This is a genomic window from Streptomyces sp. NPDC046465, assembly GCF_040646035.1.
Classification (GTDB): domain Bacteria; phylum Actinomycetota; class Actinomycetes; order Streptomycetales; family Streptomycetaceae; genus Streptomyces.
On record NZ_JBEYZK010000030.1, the window covers coordinates 1 to 12227 of the forward strand.

13 protein-coding genes and 2 pseudogenes are annotated in these 12227 nt (G+C 71.7%); 8 read left to right on the forward strand and 7 right to left on the reverse strand.

Going from position 1 to position 12227, the window contains the following annotated elements; genetic code table 11:
- Window positions 1–126, reverse strand: a pseudogene (locus ABZ953_RS34190) (ABC transporter); the annotation flags it as partial.
- Window positions 127–546: 420 nt separating this feature from the next.
- Here ABZ953_RS34190 and ABZ953_RS34195 point away from each other — a divergent pair.
- Both ABZ953_RS34195 and ABZ953_RS34200 read left to right on the forward strand, forming a co-directional pair.
- Entirely contained in the window at window positions 547–1164 is a 618-nt protein-coding gene (locus tag ABZ953_RS34195) for a helix-turn-helix domain-containing protein (RefSeq protein WP_361732485.1), read from the forward strand.
- On the forward strand, window positions 1164–1679 hold the full coding sequence (locus ABZ953_RS34200) for a diadenosine tetraphosphate hydrolase (protein WP_361732488.1): 516 nt from the start codon (window positions 1164–1166) through the stop codon (window positions 1677–1679). The genes ABZ953_RS34195 and ABZ953_RS34200 overlap by 1 nt, the downstream gene beginning before the upstream one ends.
- On the opposite strand, the pseudogene ABZ953_RS34205 reads toward ABZ953_RS34200, so the two are convergent.
- Window positions 1618–1844 (reverse strand): annotated as a pseudogene (locus ABZ953_RS34205) (MarR family transcriptional regulator); the annotation flags it as partial. The gene ABZ953_RS34200 and the pseudogene ABZ953_RS34205 overlap by 62 nt on opposite strands.
- A gap of 407 nt (window positions 1845–2251) precedes the next feature.
- Here ABZ953_RS34205 and ABZ953_RS34210 point away from each other — a divergent pair.
- From ABZ953_RS34210 to ABZ953_RS34225, 4 genes are all read left to right on the forward strand, one after another.
- A complete protein-coding gene (locus tag ABZ953_RS34210; RefSeq protein WP_361732491.1) occupies window positions 2252–3310 on the forward strand; it encodes a hypothetical protein in 1059 nt (352 codons plus the stop codon).
- A gap of 98 nt (window positions 3311–3408) precedes the next feature.
- Window positions 3409–3768 carry a metalloregulator ArsR/SmtB family transcription factor gene (locus ABZ953_RS34215; RefSeq protein ID WP_361732494.1) on the forward strand — a complete coding sequence of 120 codons (360 nt, stop codon included), beginning with the start codon at window positions 3409–3411 and terminating at the stop codon, window positions 3766–3768.
- A gap of 154 nt (window positions 3769–3922) precedes the next feature.
- Window positions 3923–5293 carry an MFS transporter gene (locus ABZ953_RS34220; RefSeq protein WP_361732497.1) on the forward strand — a complete coding sequence of 457 codons (1371 nt, stop codon included), beginning with the start codon at window positions 3923–3925 and terminating at the stop codon, window positions 5291–5293.
- A 9-nt stretch (window positions 5294–5302) separates the two neighbouring features.
- Window positions 5303–5494, forward strand: coding sequence for a hypothetical protein (locus ABZ953_RS34225; RefSeq protein ID WP_361732499.1), 192 nt, complete (start codon window positions 5303–5305; stop codon window positions 5492–5494).
- Window positions 5495–5591: 97 nt separating this feature from the next.
- Here ABZ953_RS34225 and ABZ953_RS34230 read toward each other — a convergent pair whose 3' ends face one another.
- The 4 genes from ABZ953_RS34230 to ABZ953_RS34245 are packed head-to-tail and all read right to left on the reverse strand — an operon-like array spanning window position 5592 to window position 8063.
- Window positions 5592–6542 carry an RNA-binding protein gene (locus ABZ953_RS34230; RefSeq protein WP_361732501.1) on the reverse strand — a complete coding sequence of 317 codons (951 nt, stop codon included), beginning with the start codon at window positions 6540–6542 and terminating at the stop codon, window positions 5592–5594.
- A 53-nt stretch (window positions 6543–6595) separates the two neighbouring features.
- Entirely contained in the window at window positions 6596–6943 is a 348-nt protein-coding gene (locus tag ABZ953_RS34235) for a YciI family protein (protein WP_361732503.1), read from the reverse strand.
- Window positions 6940–7908 carry a virginiamycin B lyase gene (locus tag ABZ953_RS34240; RefSeq protein ID WP_361732505.1) on the reverse strand — a complete coding sequence of 323 codons (969 nt, stop codon included), beginning with the start codon at window positions 7906–7908 and terminating at the stop codon, window positions 6940–6942. Before ABZ953_RS34240 ends, ABZ953_RS34235 begins: the two co-directional genes overlap by 4 nt.
- On the reverse strand, window positions 7905–8063 hold the full coding sequence (locus ABZ953_RS34245; RefSeq protein ID WP_361732507.1) for a hypothetical protein: 159 nt from the start codon (window positions 8061–8063) through the stop codon (window positions 7905–7907). The genes ABZ953_RS34240 and ABZ953_RS34245 overlap by 4 nt, the downstream gene beginning before the upstream one ends.
- A gap of 191 nt (window positions 8064–8254) precedes the next feature.
- On the opposite strand from ABZ953_RS34245, the gene ABZ953_RS34250 reads away from it, so the two are divergent.
- A complete protein-coding gene (locus tag ABZ953_RS34250; RefSeq protein ID WP_361732509.1) occupies window positions 8255–9148 on the forward strand; it encodes a LysR substrate-binding domain-containing protein in 894 nt (297 codons plus the stop codon).
- Window positions 9149–9187: 39 nt separating this feature from the next.
- Here the strand turns inward: ABZ953_RS34250 and ABZ953_RS34255 are convergent, their stop codons facing one another.
- Window positions 9188–11143, reverse strand: coding sequence for a hypothetical protein (locus ABZ953_RS34255; protein ID WP_361732510.1), 1956 nt, complete (start codon window positions 11141–11143; stop codon window positions 9188–9190).
- Between the two features lie 298 nt (window positions 11144–11441).
- On the opposite strand from ABZ953_RS34255, the gene ABZ953_RS34260 reads away from it, so the two are divergent.
- Entirely contained in the window at window positions 11442–12047 is a 606-nt protein-coding gene (locus ABZ953_RS34260; protein WP_361732609.1) for a hypothetical protein, read from the forward strand.
- The last annotated feature ends 180 nt before the right edge of the window (window positions 12048–12227 follow it).

The following is a 12227-nucleotide window of genomic DNA, read 5'->3' on the forward strand; positions in this document are numbered from 1 at the left end:
GATCGTGCCCTGCGGGACTTCCAGGTCGATGCCGTCCAGGACGGTCTTCTCGCCGTAGGACTTCCGCAGCCCGTGCGCCGCGATGGCCAGGTCGTGGCGCGCAGCCGTTGTGGTGGTGATCGTCATGCCGCAGAGACTGCGGCACGGGGCCTTCAGCGCGGTTTCATGCCGGTTTCAGCGCTTCGGAGCTCACCGGGCGCTCGGGAGCAGCCCCACCAGTCGGAGCAGCCGGGTACATCCGACGGGTGGGGCCCGCTCACCTGGTGGGAGGGGTGCGCCAGGGAGCCCGGGGCCCCACCCGTCAGGCGGTTCCCGGTGGTTGGGCGAGCGGCCGGTGCTCCCGCGTCGGCTGCTCTGCCGGTTGGTGCGTACACCGGGACCCTGGGGTGGTGGTTGGGGCGCGAACCTCGCTGATCGATGATCAGCGAAGTCAGTGATCAGCGAAGTCAGTGATCGGCTGGGACAGAAAGACCGGTCTGTCTCGTGAGCCGTTGCTTAGACGATGGCAGCGGGCGGGGGCTCTGTCCAGGACTATTCTGGACGGTGATGGACAGCGGCCCACCGACAGAGACGTACCGACTGGCGCCTCGCGAACGGATATTGAGAACCGCGTACGAGCTCTTCTCGCGACGCGGCATCCGTGCTGTCGGCATCGAGGAGGTCGTGGCACGTTCAGGGGTCGCCAAGGCGACGCTCTACCGGCACTTTCCGTCGAAGGACGCGCTCGTCCTTGAGTTCCTCGCCCGCCGGGAGAGGCAGTGGACCCTGGGGACCGTCATGGCGGGCGCCCGCAGTCGTGGCGGTACGCCGGAAGAACGGCTGCTGGCGATCTTCGACGTTTTCGACGAGTGGTTCCGCAGCGACGGCTTTGACGCCTGTGCGTTCATCAACGTCCTGCTGGAGATGGGCGGCGAGCACCCATTGGGCCGGGCGAGCATCGGCTACCTGCGGAACATCCGCGCCCTCGTGCGCGGCATGGCGGAAGAGGCGGGGCTGCGCGACGCGGACTCGTTCGCCCGCTCCTGGCACATCCTGATGAAGGGCTCGATCATCTCGGCGGCGGAGGGGGACGCCGACGCCGCGCTCCGGGCCCGCCGGATGGCCCGCATGCTGATCGCCCAGCACCGACCCGGTGACCGACGAGTGGACGGATCCGACGCCTGATGACGACCGAGACCGGCACCGAGTGGCGCGAAGACCGCATCCAAAGTGCTCTGTCGGGCGAGAACCCCATGGTGATGCGGCGGTTGAGGGCGGGGTTCGCGGCGCTGGGGGACGTGCAGTTCCTGCCGGGATACTCGGTCCTGCTCGTCGACGATCCGCACGTGGAGCGGTTGTCGGAGCTTCCGAAGGCGAAGCGGTCGGCTTTCCTGGCCGACATGGATCTGCTCGGCGAAGCGGTCGAGCGTGCCTGTCGAAGCCTTGATCCGGAGTTTCGGAGGGTGAACCTGGAGATCCTCGGGAACACCGACGGGTTCCTGCACGCTCATGTGTGGCCGCGCTTCGAGTGGGAGCCGGCCGACCTGGTGCACAAGCCGGTCTGGCTCTACCCACGAGAGAACTGGCAGGACCAACGGCATGCCCTTGCGCCCCGGCACGACACGCTCCGGGCGGCGGTCACCGAGGAGATCGACCGGCTGACCAGGGACGGCCGTCGAGGCGCTCGATGTCACGGTTGAGGCGGCCGAGGCAGTCCGCGAGCTGAGCCGCCTCCTCGGGGGTCCGCTCGGCCAGGAGCTTCGCCAGGCCGGTCAGGTTCTCGGAGCGGTCGCCCGCCGGACGGCGGCGGCCGTCGTCGGTGATGGCGAACTACGGGCGATGCCGCCGTCGGGGCCCGGGATGCGCGCTGGCAGCGCCGGCAGTGCGCGACCGGCAACCCGTCCGGACATCGTGGTCGGCAACCCGGCCTTCGCGGGCATCGTAGCCGCCGTCACGCAGTCCATCGGCGTCGTCCTGGCCCAGCTGACCATCGACTTCGGTGGATACGCCCTGCCCTGCGAGGGCGGTTTCCGCGTCGCCATGGCGATCGGCTGCGGCGTGGGCGTGACCGCCGCGGTCGTCGCCGCGCTCATCCCCGTACGACACCCGGCCGCCGGGCCCGCGCCACCGACGGTGCCCGCGGCGGCCGCCGAGGCGCCGCCCCCGGCCCTGCCCGGGACTCGGTTCGGTGCGAAAGCTAACGTTGCGTTCCGCCGAGAACATCAGCTACGGCCACGAACGCCGGCCACCGCCGCGACCAACGGGGAACTCCATGCTCACGCACCGCACGAACCGCGCCGCCCTTCTCATGGCGGCGAGTACGGCCGTGCTCGCCCTCACCGCCAGTGCCTGCTCGTCCGACTCCGGGGACGACGCGAAGTCCGGGGACGACAGGACCGCCGCCGACCGCGCGCCCAAGGGCGTGGTCACGCAGGCCGGGGCGAAGGAGATCGTCGACAACTACGTGAAGGTCAACAACCGGGCCAACGCCAAGCGCGACAGCAGCGTCCTGTCCGCCGTCGAGGGCGGCGGGCTCTTCGAGACGAGCGCGAACGGCTACCGCCAGGACAAGCTGCGGACCGCCAAGGACCGGGCCGACAGCCGCAAGCCCTTCTCCTACGTGAACCGCGAGTACGTCATCCCGTCCGCGAAGAGCGGCGTGACCTGGTTCGCGTTGCGCGCCGACACCAAGGACAGCGGCGGCACCTCGCCCGGGACCAGCCGCGCCACCGTCGTCTTCGACAAGGAGAAGGGCGGCGACTGGAAGGCGGTGTGGAGCGGCTGGACCACCAAGAAGGACCCGAAGCCGCCCGAACTCGCCAAGGACGCCGACGGGTTCGCGGTCCCGGTCGCCGACACGGGCAAGAAGCAGGGCGTCCTCTCCCCGGACCAGATGGACGACGCGCTGATCGCCCTCTACTCGGGCGACGAGAAGCTGGGCTCGAAGGTCGGCGCGAGCGAGACCGCGAAGTGGATGACGCAGTTCCCGCTGGACCAGAACAAGATGCTCAACCCCGGCGGCAAGTCCGAGTTCAAGGCGGGCAAGACGGACCACAAGAACGTCTACGCGCTGAGGACCAAGGAGTCCGGCACGCTGACCTTCTTCAACGCCGACGTCCAGGAGTACATGCACACCACCGACCCGGCCGCGCTCATCACCCCGTCCCCGGAGATCGCCTCCCTCGTCGGCAGCAAGAAGTCCGAGATGGTGTTCCTCGTCGACTACCTGCACCAAGGGGAGGCGTACATCCCGGCCAAGGGAAAGGTCTCCATGGTCACGGACAGCTGGGACATGATCGAGGCGAAGGGGCCGCAGCGCGGCCTTCGCTGACCCCGAGGGCCTGTCCGCCGGACGGGCCCTCGCCCGCAGCCGCCCGTGCGGACCTACGCGGCGGCTTATGCGGACCTATGCGGACCTACGATGAGGTCATGCCGGAGCGCGACACATCCTCACCTGCCCACCATGGGCACCAACGCAGCCCGAGCAGAGCGCAGTTGGAGACCGCCACGACGGTGTTCGCGCTGCTTGCCGACCCGACCCGCCTGCACTTGCTGTGGCTCCTTGCGGGCGGAGAGGCGGACGTGACCGGTCTCGCCGCCGCCAGCGGAGCGGCGCGGCCGGCCGTCAGCCAGCATCTGGCCAAGCTGCGGCTCGCCGGTCTCGTCGAGGCCCGCAAGGACGGGCGCCGCATGGTGTATTCGATGCGCGACGGCCATCTGCGCCGACTGGTCACCGAGGCGCTGAGCCATGCGGACCACCAGGTGACCGGCGAGCCCTGGCATCCCTGAGCCGCCCGTTTCCAGTGTTGTGCTGTTCCAGTGTTGTGCTGTTCCAGCGATGAGGTGTTCCAGCGATGACGTGTTTCAGTGATGACGTGTGCGCACCTGCGCACGCGTCATCTACCGTGGAGCGGTCCGGACTGCCGCCCCAGGGGGACGCCCCATGCGTTCAGTGCTCCGCAACCGCACCTATCGCCGCCTGTTCACCGCACAGATCATGGCCCTGGCGGGCACGGGCCTGGCGACCGTCGCCCTGAGCCTGCTCGCGTACGAGCTCGCGGGAGCCGACGCCTCCGCGGTCCTGGGCACCGCGCTGGCGATCAAGATGGTGGCCTACGTGGGCCTCGCCCCGGTCATCGGCGCCCTCGCCGAACGCGTGCCCCGCCGGGCCCTGTTGGTGTCGATGGACATCACCCGGGCCGCGATCGCGCTCGCCCTGCCCTTCGTGAACCACGTAGGACAGATCTACGTCCTGATCTTCCTGCTGCAGGCCGCCTCGGCCGCCTTCACCCCCACCTTCCAGGCCACCGTCCCCGAGATCCTGCCCGCCGAGCGCGACTACCTCCGAGCCCTGACCCTCTCGCGCCTCGCCTACGAACTGGAGAGCCTGCTCAGCCCCGTGTTCGCGGCCGGGCTGCTCGCACTGATCACCTACAACTGGCTGTTCGTCGGCACCGCCCTCGGCTTCCTCGCCTCCGCGACGCTGGTCATGTCCGTCGTTCTGCCGACGCCGCTCCCGGTCGAGCGCGACGGCGGCAGCTACGCCAGAGCGACGTTCGGCACCCGCCTGTACTGGGCCACACCCCGGCTGCGCGCCCTGCTCGCGCTCGACCTCGCCGCGGCTGCCGGCGGCTCCATGGTCATCATCAACACGGTGGTGCTCGTCCGGGACCATCTGCACCGCGGCGCGGGCGACGTATCGCTGGCACTCGGCGCGTTCGGGGCCGGGTCCGTGGCGGCCGCCCTGCTTCTGCCGCGGGCTCTGGAACGATTCGGCGACCGCTCGGTGATGCTCCCCGCCGGATTCGTGCTCGGCGCCGTGCTCGCCGTGTTCTCCACGGGGCTCGCGTACGGAATGCGGTCCTGGGCCGGGCTGCTGCTCGCCTGGGCCCTCCTCGGCGTCGGCACCTCCATGGTGCTCACGCCCGCCGGCCGGCTGCTCCGCCGCTCGGCCGCGCCCGCCGACCTGCCGGCCGCGTTTGCTGCCCGGTTCGCCCTCACCCACAGCTGCTGGCTGCTCACCTACCCGCTCGCGGGCTGGCTGGCCACCACCGCCGGAACGAGCACGGCCGCCGCCGCGCTCGCCGGGATCGCCCTCGCCGCCGCCACCGCGGCCGTCGGCCTGTGGCCCGCCCGCGACCCATCCCGCCTCGCCCACCTCCACACCACCCTGCCCGCAGGCGACCCGCACCTCGCCGGTGCCCACGCCGGGCCGCACGGCTGGCACCACGCACACGATTACGTCATCGACGCCCGCCACCCGCGCTGGCCCGGCCGGGGGCTCCGAGTCGCGGGCGGGCGCGCGGCCCCTTAGACCAGAGGTATGAGCGACAACCAGGACCAGGCCGAGCGGATCTACCGGCCCGGCGAGATCGTGCCCGAGTCCGGCATCTACGAGTGCGAGTGCGGGCAGCACCACCGGTACAGCACCGACGTGCGCGGCCACCGCTTCCCGCCCCCGCACCAGGGGTGCGCCGGCACCGGATGGAAACTCGTGACGGTGGCGCACGACTGACCCCCGGAGCGGACGGCAGGGCCTCGGTTGCCGGGCCGGCCCCGTCGAAGCCGCCCGAGGACGTCAGCGAGGTACCGCTCGCCCCGCGCGAACCGCTTCACCAGCGGGCGCGCAGGACGCCGTCGCTGTCGGGCAGGGCGGCGCAGAACAGCGGGTGGCGTTCGTCGACGTACATGGGCAGGGCGCGGGCCGCCCGCGCGCCGGCCACCAAGTCGGCGAGGCCCTGGTATTCGGTCTCGTCGACGATCGTGTGGCTGATCGTCCCGTCCCGCGCCTCCCAGACGAACTCCACGCTTCCCTCCTCGGGCAGCGCGGCGAGGACGGCGCCGACGTCCGGGTTCAGGTCGGGCCAGACGGTCAGCAGGGCGCGCGGGCCGAGTCCGGCGCGCACCGCGTCGAGGTTCTCCGGCGTGAGGCGGTGCCAGCGTGCGGCATTGAGGACGTACGCCTCCTCCAGGAGCACTGCCTGCCGTGCGGCCAACTCCCCGCGCAGACGCGTCCAGAAGCCCGCGTCGGCGGCCTGGGTGACCTCCGATTCGTCGAACTCCGCCGCGTAGGGGGAGACCGCCGTCGGTTCCGGCAAGAGGCCGAGCTCCCGGGTACGGGCCACGGCGTCCGCGCAGCGCCGGTCGCTGCCCACGTACACGTACTGGTCCCACCCGACGTGCACGGTGAACACGTCCCCCACCTCCAGGCGGCACCAGGCACCCTGGCCGCGGAGCATGGCCCGGACCAGCTCGAGCGCGACCGTGAGGGACACCACGGCACCGTCGTGGTACCCGGCGAGATCGGCCGGGAAGAGCCCGCCGAGTCCGTGCCCCCCGACCGGTGGCTCCACGCCGAAGTGGACGAACCCGGTGACCGACGGCTCGCGGATCTCCAGCCGGTCGACGCCCGAGGCCTCCGCGAAGGCGGCGACGGCCGCCAGGTACGCGGCTTCGACCGTCCCGTGGTCACTGACCGTGTCCTCGGTGCCCGTGTAGTGGCCGCGCTCGTCACGGTCGGCGGGGTCGTACTTGGTGATCCGGTGGACGAAGGACGGCGACACGCTGCGCTGCTCTCTGGACGGGGTGAGGGGAGGGGGCGAGGGCCACCTGCCGCTCAGGCCGATTCGAGGACCGGGCGGATTTCCAGCGCCTCCGGAGTGGGGAAGCCGCGGGCCAGGTCGATCGCCTCGGCGCGGTCGGCCACCTCGAGGACGAACCAGCCGCCGAGGGTCTCCTCGCCGCTGTGCACGGGCCCCTCGGTCACCGCCACGGATCCGTCCGCCGTCTTGCGCACGGTGACGGGGCCCTGGTGCTCGGTGTCGAGGGCGTCGCCGCCCACCAGCTTGCCCGCTGCCGCGAGCTCGCCGATCCACGTCTCGTACGCCTTGCGGTAGGCGTCGCGATCGGCCTGGATCTGGGCGCGTGACGCGTGCGTCTCGAATATCACGAGGGCGTACTTCATGAGGCGTTCCTCTGTTCGGTGTTCCTGGTGGTGGTGTTGGTTCTGGTCGTGTTGGTTCTGGTCGTGATGTCGGTTCTGGTGGTGGTCGGTCGGATGCGGGCCAGTGCGCCTGTTTCCAGGGCCGTCCACAGCGCGCCGTCCGGGCCCACGGCGATCCCGTGCGGCTCGGAGGCCGGGGTGGGCAGGCCGTGGCCGGTGATCGTACCGTCGGAAGTGATCGAGCCGACGCGGTTGCCGCCCCACTCGGTGAACCAGGCTGTGCCGTCGGTGTCGGTGGTGACGGCGTGCGGTCGGGCCGAGCGGTCGGGCAGCGGGTACTCGGTGATCCGGCCGTCGGGCGCTCGCCGCCCGATCTGGCCTGCCGCGATCTCGGTGAACCAGACGCCACCGTCCGGCCCGACGGCGATACCCACCGGCGCGGCCGCCTCCGTGGGCAGCTCGTGGACCGTGATGCGGCCGTCCATGCCGATCCGGCCGATGGCGTTGGCCTGGTTCATCGTGAACCACATCGCGTCCCCGGCCGCGGCGATGGCAGAGGGGAACGTGCCGGTGCGCGGCAGCGGGTACTCCGTGATCGATCCGTCGGTGGTGAGGCGGCCGATGCGGTCGGCGGCGGTCTCGGTGAACCACAGCGCGCCGTCCGGCCCCGCGGCGATACCGAAGGGACCGCACTGCGCGGTCGGCGGCACGAACTCCGTCACCTGGCCGGCCGTCGTGATCCGGCCGATCCGGTGGGCCCGGTACTCGGTGAACCACAGTGCCCCGTCAGGCCCGTTGCTGATGACCGTCGGACCGCTGTCCGGGGCGAGCTGATGACTGGTCGGCTCCTGCCCGGGGACGAGCCGGCCGATCCGGCCGCTGTGCACCATCGTGAACCACAGCGCACCGTCCGGTCCCGTGGTGAGCGCGTACGGGCCGCTGTCGCGACCGCACGCCACGTACTCCTCGACGGCCCGGGCCGTCATCGCTGCGGCTCCAGGCCCGCCACCAGGGCGAAGTCACCTGCCACGACGGTCGTTCCGGCAGCCAGTGGCTCGAGGAAGACGACTCGCTCGTGGGCAGGCAGCGGCTGAGGGGTGGCCGGGTCAGGTGTGCGACCGGCGCTCGAGTCAGATGTCACGCGGGGATCTCTCCGTGAGGTTCGTGCACGGTGTTGTCGTCGTACGGCTCATGCCGCCGCCCGCGGAGGGCGGCCAACGGCTCGGCACCCAGCATGCTCAGCGAGCGACCCGGGAGCAATGACCGATCTTGTTATGATCGTTAACCCAGAGGTTCACGGATTCGGGACACCACGAGGAAACCGGGGACGGGATGGAGCTGCGGGACATAGAGATCTTCCTGACGCTCGCGGAGGAGCTCCACTTCGGCCGCAGTGCCGAACGCCTGCACGTCTCCCCGGCCCGTGTCAGCCAGGCGATCAAGAAGCAGGAACGCGCCATCGGCGCTCAGCTCTTCGAGCGGAGCAGCCGCCACGTGCGGCTGACCCCTGTCGGGGAGGTGCTGCTCCAGCGGCTGAAACCGGCGTACGAGGGCCTCCAGGAAGCCATCGCCGAGGTGACCACCATCGCCCGCCACCCGACCGGCACACTGACGCTGGGGGTCATGGGTGCACAGATGCATGACATGCGCCCTGTTCTGACCCACTTCCGGGCCCTCCACCCGTCCGTCGAACTCCGCTTCAAGGAAGTGTTCTTCAGCGATACGTTCGGGGCCTTGCGGGCCGGTGAGGTCGACGCGGTGACCACCTGGCTGCCGGTTCGCGAGCCGGACCTGACCGTCGGAGTGGTGCTGCGCGAGGAGCCGCTCCACCTGATGGTGGCCCGGGACCACCCGCTCGCCCGGCAGGAGTCGGTGAGCATGGAGGTGCTCGGCGACCACGTCGTGCCGCGCCTGAACGGTCCTTCTCCCGCCTACTGGCAGAGCGCCGTCCTGCCGGCCCGTACACCGGCCGGACGCCCTGTCCGACGCGGCCCGGCCGTCTCCACCTTCTATGAGATCCTCGCCCTCGTCGCGGCGGGCGACGCGGTGTGCACCGTCCCCGACGAGGGGCGGCGCTACAACGCGCAGCCCGACGTCGCCTTCCTCCCTTTCCACGACGCCCCACCCGTCCAGTGGGCCCTCGTCTGGCGTACCGACCGCGCGACCCCACTGGTACGCGCACTCGCCGAAGCGGCGACGGAATGCGGGGACAGAGCGGGGCGCTAGCGTGACCTCTGGTGAAGTACCTCGAACAGCCCCGCACGGCTACCGGCCCTCGAACCGCCCCACCTCTGCCAGCGCCTGACCGTCCGCCAGACGTGCCCGCACCGTCACCCGGGCATCTTTGGGGGCCCGGACCGCCAGGAGCCGCCCTCGCTTCTCGGCGTCGACATCGCCGGTGACGGAGATCCGGGTGACCTCGCGACTGCCCGCGGCGAGCAGGAAACGGTGGCCCGAGCCCGCCGTCCAGCGGGCGTCCGCCACGACGTGCTGGCCGAACCGGCTGCAGGCCGCCGTCGCGCGGGCCCGTCCCACGATCTGCGCCGGCGCCGTCGCCGACTGGGTGGACGTACGGAACTGGAGCAGTACGCTGCCGGGCCCGCGCCAGGTCGAGGCACGCGTGCAGGACCACACCGCCCGGCCGCCGTCCTCGGGGAGCCGCTGCTCGGCGAAGTCCCACTGATTGACGGCCCGTACGCCGTTCCCGCGCAGTTCGGAGAGGCGGCACGCGCCGTGGGCCCAGCTCAGCAGCGCCGCTCTGCTCGTGGCCTCGCGCGGCTGGCGGGCCTGGGCGCCGGTTCCCGGCAGCGGCGTGTAGCTGAGGTGGACGGGGGAGAGGCCGCCCAGGTCGGCCACGAGGAACGCGTGCTTCTCCACGATCCGCCTTGACGAGCGCAGTTGCAGCACCGGCAGGGCGTCACAGGCGCCCGCGGCCGACGGCGTGCCGACGGGCTCCGTAAGGCCCTCGCCCGAGACGTCGAGCGGGCGGCCGGGACTGTTGGGGCTCAGCAGGTCGCGGGTGCGGGCCTCCGCGATCCAGGGGGCGGTGAGATAGCGGACCTTGCCGTCCGACCGGCTGACGGCGAGCGCCGCCGCGGTGGTCACGTCGGAGTCGTCGGCGCGCGAGAAGTCAAGGGACGCGGGCGACGACGCGGCGAGCGGCTCGCCGTAGCGGACCACGCGGCGGCCGTCCTGGAAGAGCACGACCGCCTCCCGGCCCACGACGGCGGCGTACAGCAACTGGGTCGCCTTGGTCGGCGGTTCGGTGGTGGTGGCCGCCGCTGCCCCGACCCGGGTGCCGCGCGGCGGATCGGTCCAGGCGCCGAGCGCGCGCGTGAGCAGTGCGCGGTCGTCCACGCGGGAGCCGCGGGCGGGCCACGCGGTGAAGTCCACCCGCGAGGTGTCCGCCCACGCGTCGGGCGAGGTGCGCAGCAGCGCGTCGGCGCTGATCGCGGGAGGACCGGCCGCGGGCCGGGGCGCCTCGCCCCTGGACACGGAGCCGAGCGACGCGAGCGCGGCGCAGACGACGGCGACGCCGGCCGCCGCGCACCAGAGAACCCGGAACCGACGCCTGCGGCGCAGCAGGTCGGTGGGGCGGGTCTGCACGGAACAGGCGTCGAACTCCTGGGACCGCAGCAGCGCCCCCGCCGCCTCGCCCACCGTCTCCTCGATGCCGCAGGCGGCGTCAAGGGCCTCCTGCGGGTCGGACACGTCGGCGTCGGCGAGCAGTTGCGCCACCTCGGGACGGGGCAGCCCGTCGAGCCGGCCCAGCACGAACGCCGCGCGGGCAGGCGCGGACACCTCCGCGAGGAGCTGCGCGAGCACGATCTCCTCGGTGCCACCGGCGCGCGGAAACAGACGCAGACCCCAGACGAAGGGCAGCACCGGGCGCAACGCGCGGGGCGGCGGCAGCCGGTCGGGCCACCCACGCGGCCGGTGTTCGTGGGCCAGCGCCGCGCACAGCACACGCACCGTCACCCACGCCGCCCCCGCCCTCGGCTGCGGGATCCGCGAGAGGGCGTGCCGCGCCCGGAGGCCGGGCAGTGCGCGCTGCACCAGAGCGTGGGCGACGAGAACGCGCCGGTGTCGGCTGAGGGTGCTGGGCAGGGTGAGGTAGGCGAGGCGTACGAGCCGGGTGTACTGGTCGACGATGACGGCCTCGGCATGGTCGAGGGCCACCCGTTCGGGTCCCGTCGCCCGGCGCCGTTGCGATGTGCTCATCGGTCAAAGTGCCTTCCGAAGGCTGACGACGTTGCGTCCTGACCTCCATCAAACGAGTGAATACTGCGATGGTCACAGCTGAGGCGGGACGGGTGCCGGTGGCCAGGCGTGGCTTCATGGGGACGACTCCCCGGCAGCGGCGCGCTGTTGCGGTTCGGTGACACGGGAGACAGAGCTGTGACGTACGCGAGGGCAACGCCCGAGCGGAGCCGCGGGTCGTATGTGGCGTGGGAGTGAAGGGCGGCGCTGTCCGCCCGAACAAGCAGACAGAGCAAGCCAGATGGGGGAAACAGTGGAGATGAACATGCGCGTGAACAAGGGACTGCTCGCGATGGGTGCCGCCCTGGCGGCCGCAGGTGTGGCGGCCGGCACGGTGCCCGCCGCCGCAGCCGGTACGCCCCGGTTCCTGGCCGCGTCCGAACTGCCGCCGCATGCCTCGTCGCGGTGGACCGCGGGACCGGTGACGTCCGGCCAGCCGGACCCGCTGCCGATGTGCGTCGGCGAGGCGCTGCCGTCGATCTCCGTGCACCGCGCCTATCGCACGGACCTTGACACCGGCGCACTGCAGGTGACCGTCGTCGAGCGCAGCGTGCAGCGGGCCAAGGACTTCGCGGCCCTGCTGCGCAAGGACCTCGACGGCTGTGCGAAGAAGGTCATGCGGCAGAACCCCGACATCACCGCGAAGCAGAAGTACTACGGCAAGGTCGATGTCGAGGAGGGCGCGCATGTCTACGGCGTCCACACCACCGCCACGTGGGGGGCCTCCGACATCAACATGTTCTCGGTGGGCCGTGACGGCACCACGGTGACGCTCGTGCAGTGGGGTCAGATGGGCGGCTTCGCCGACGCCCAGGTCGCCGACTTCAAGGCCACGACCGCCACGGCCGTGAACAAGCTCTACTGACCCGGTCCCGGCCGGATCCGACGTGTGCGACGACGCCGATACCGATCTCGGCAGCGCCGCGAGGGGGTGGGACAATCGGCCGACGAGAGCACGCCCGCGCTCTGCGCCGGTGCGCCGGTCTCGTGGCACGTGGATCCGGCTGGGGTGAGGCCGGGGCCGGAGTTGCACCCGGCGCCCGGT

Coding starts and splice junctions, on each gene's coding strand:
- ABZ953_RS34195 (WP_361732485.1), top strand. CDS start 547: ATGGACAGCGGCCCACCGACAGAGACGTACCGACTGGCGCCTCGCGAA.
- ABZ953_RS34200 (WP_361732488.1), top strand. CDS start 1,164: ATGACGACCGAGACCGGCACCGAGTGGCGCGAAGACCGCATCCAAAGT.
- ABZ953_RS34210 (WP_361732491.1), top strand. CDS start 2,252: ATGCTCACGCACCGCACGAACCGCGCCGCCCTTCTCATGGCGGCGAGT.
- ABZ953_RS34215 (WP_361732494.1), top strand. CDS start 3,409: ATGCCGGAGCGCGACACATCCTCACCTGCCCACCATGGGCACCAACGC.
- ABZ953_RS34220 (WP_361732497.1), top strand. CDS start 3,923: ATGCGTTCAGTGCTCCGCAACCGCACCTATCGCCGCCTGTTCACCGCA.
- ABZ953_RS34225 (WP_361732499.1), top strand. CDS start 5,303: ATGAGCGACAACCAGGACCAGGCCGAGCGGATCTACCGGCCCGGCGAG.
- ABZ953_RS34235 (WP_361732503.1), bottom strand. CDS start 6,943: ATGAAGTACGCCCTCGTGATATTCGAGACGCACGCGTCACGCGCCCAG.
- ABZ953_RS34240 (WP_361732505.1), bottom strand. CDS start 7,908: ATGACGGCCCGGGCCGTCGAGGAGTACGTGGCGTGCGGTCGCGACAGC.
- ABZ953_RS34250 (WP_361732509.1), top strand. CDS start 8,255: ATGGAGCTGCGGGACATAGAGATCTTCCTGACGCTCGCGGAGGAGCTC.
- ABZ953_RS34255 (WP_361732510.1), bottom strand. CDS start 11,143: ATGAGCACATCGCAACGGCGCCGGGCGACGGGACCCGAACGGGTGGCC.
- ABZ953_RS34260 (WP_361732609.1), top strand. CDS start 11,442: ATGAACATGCGCGTGAACAAGGGACTGCTCGCGATGGGTGCCGCCCTG.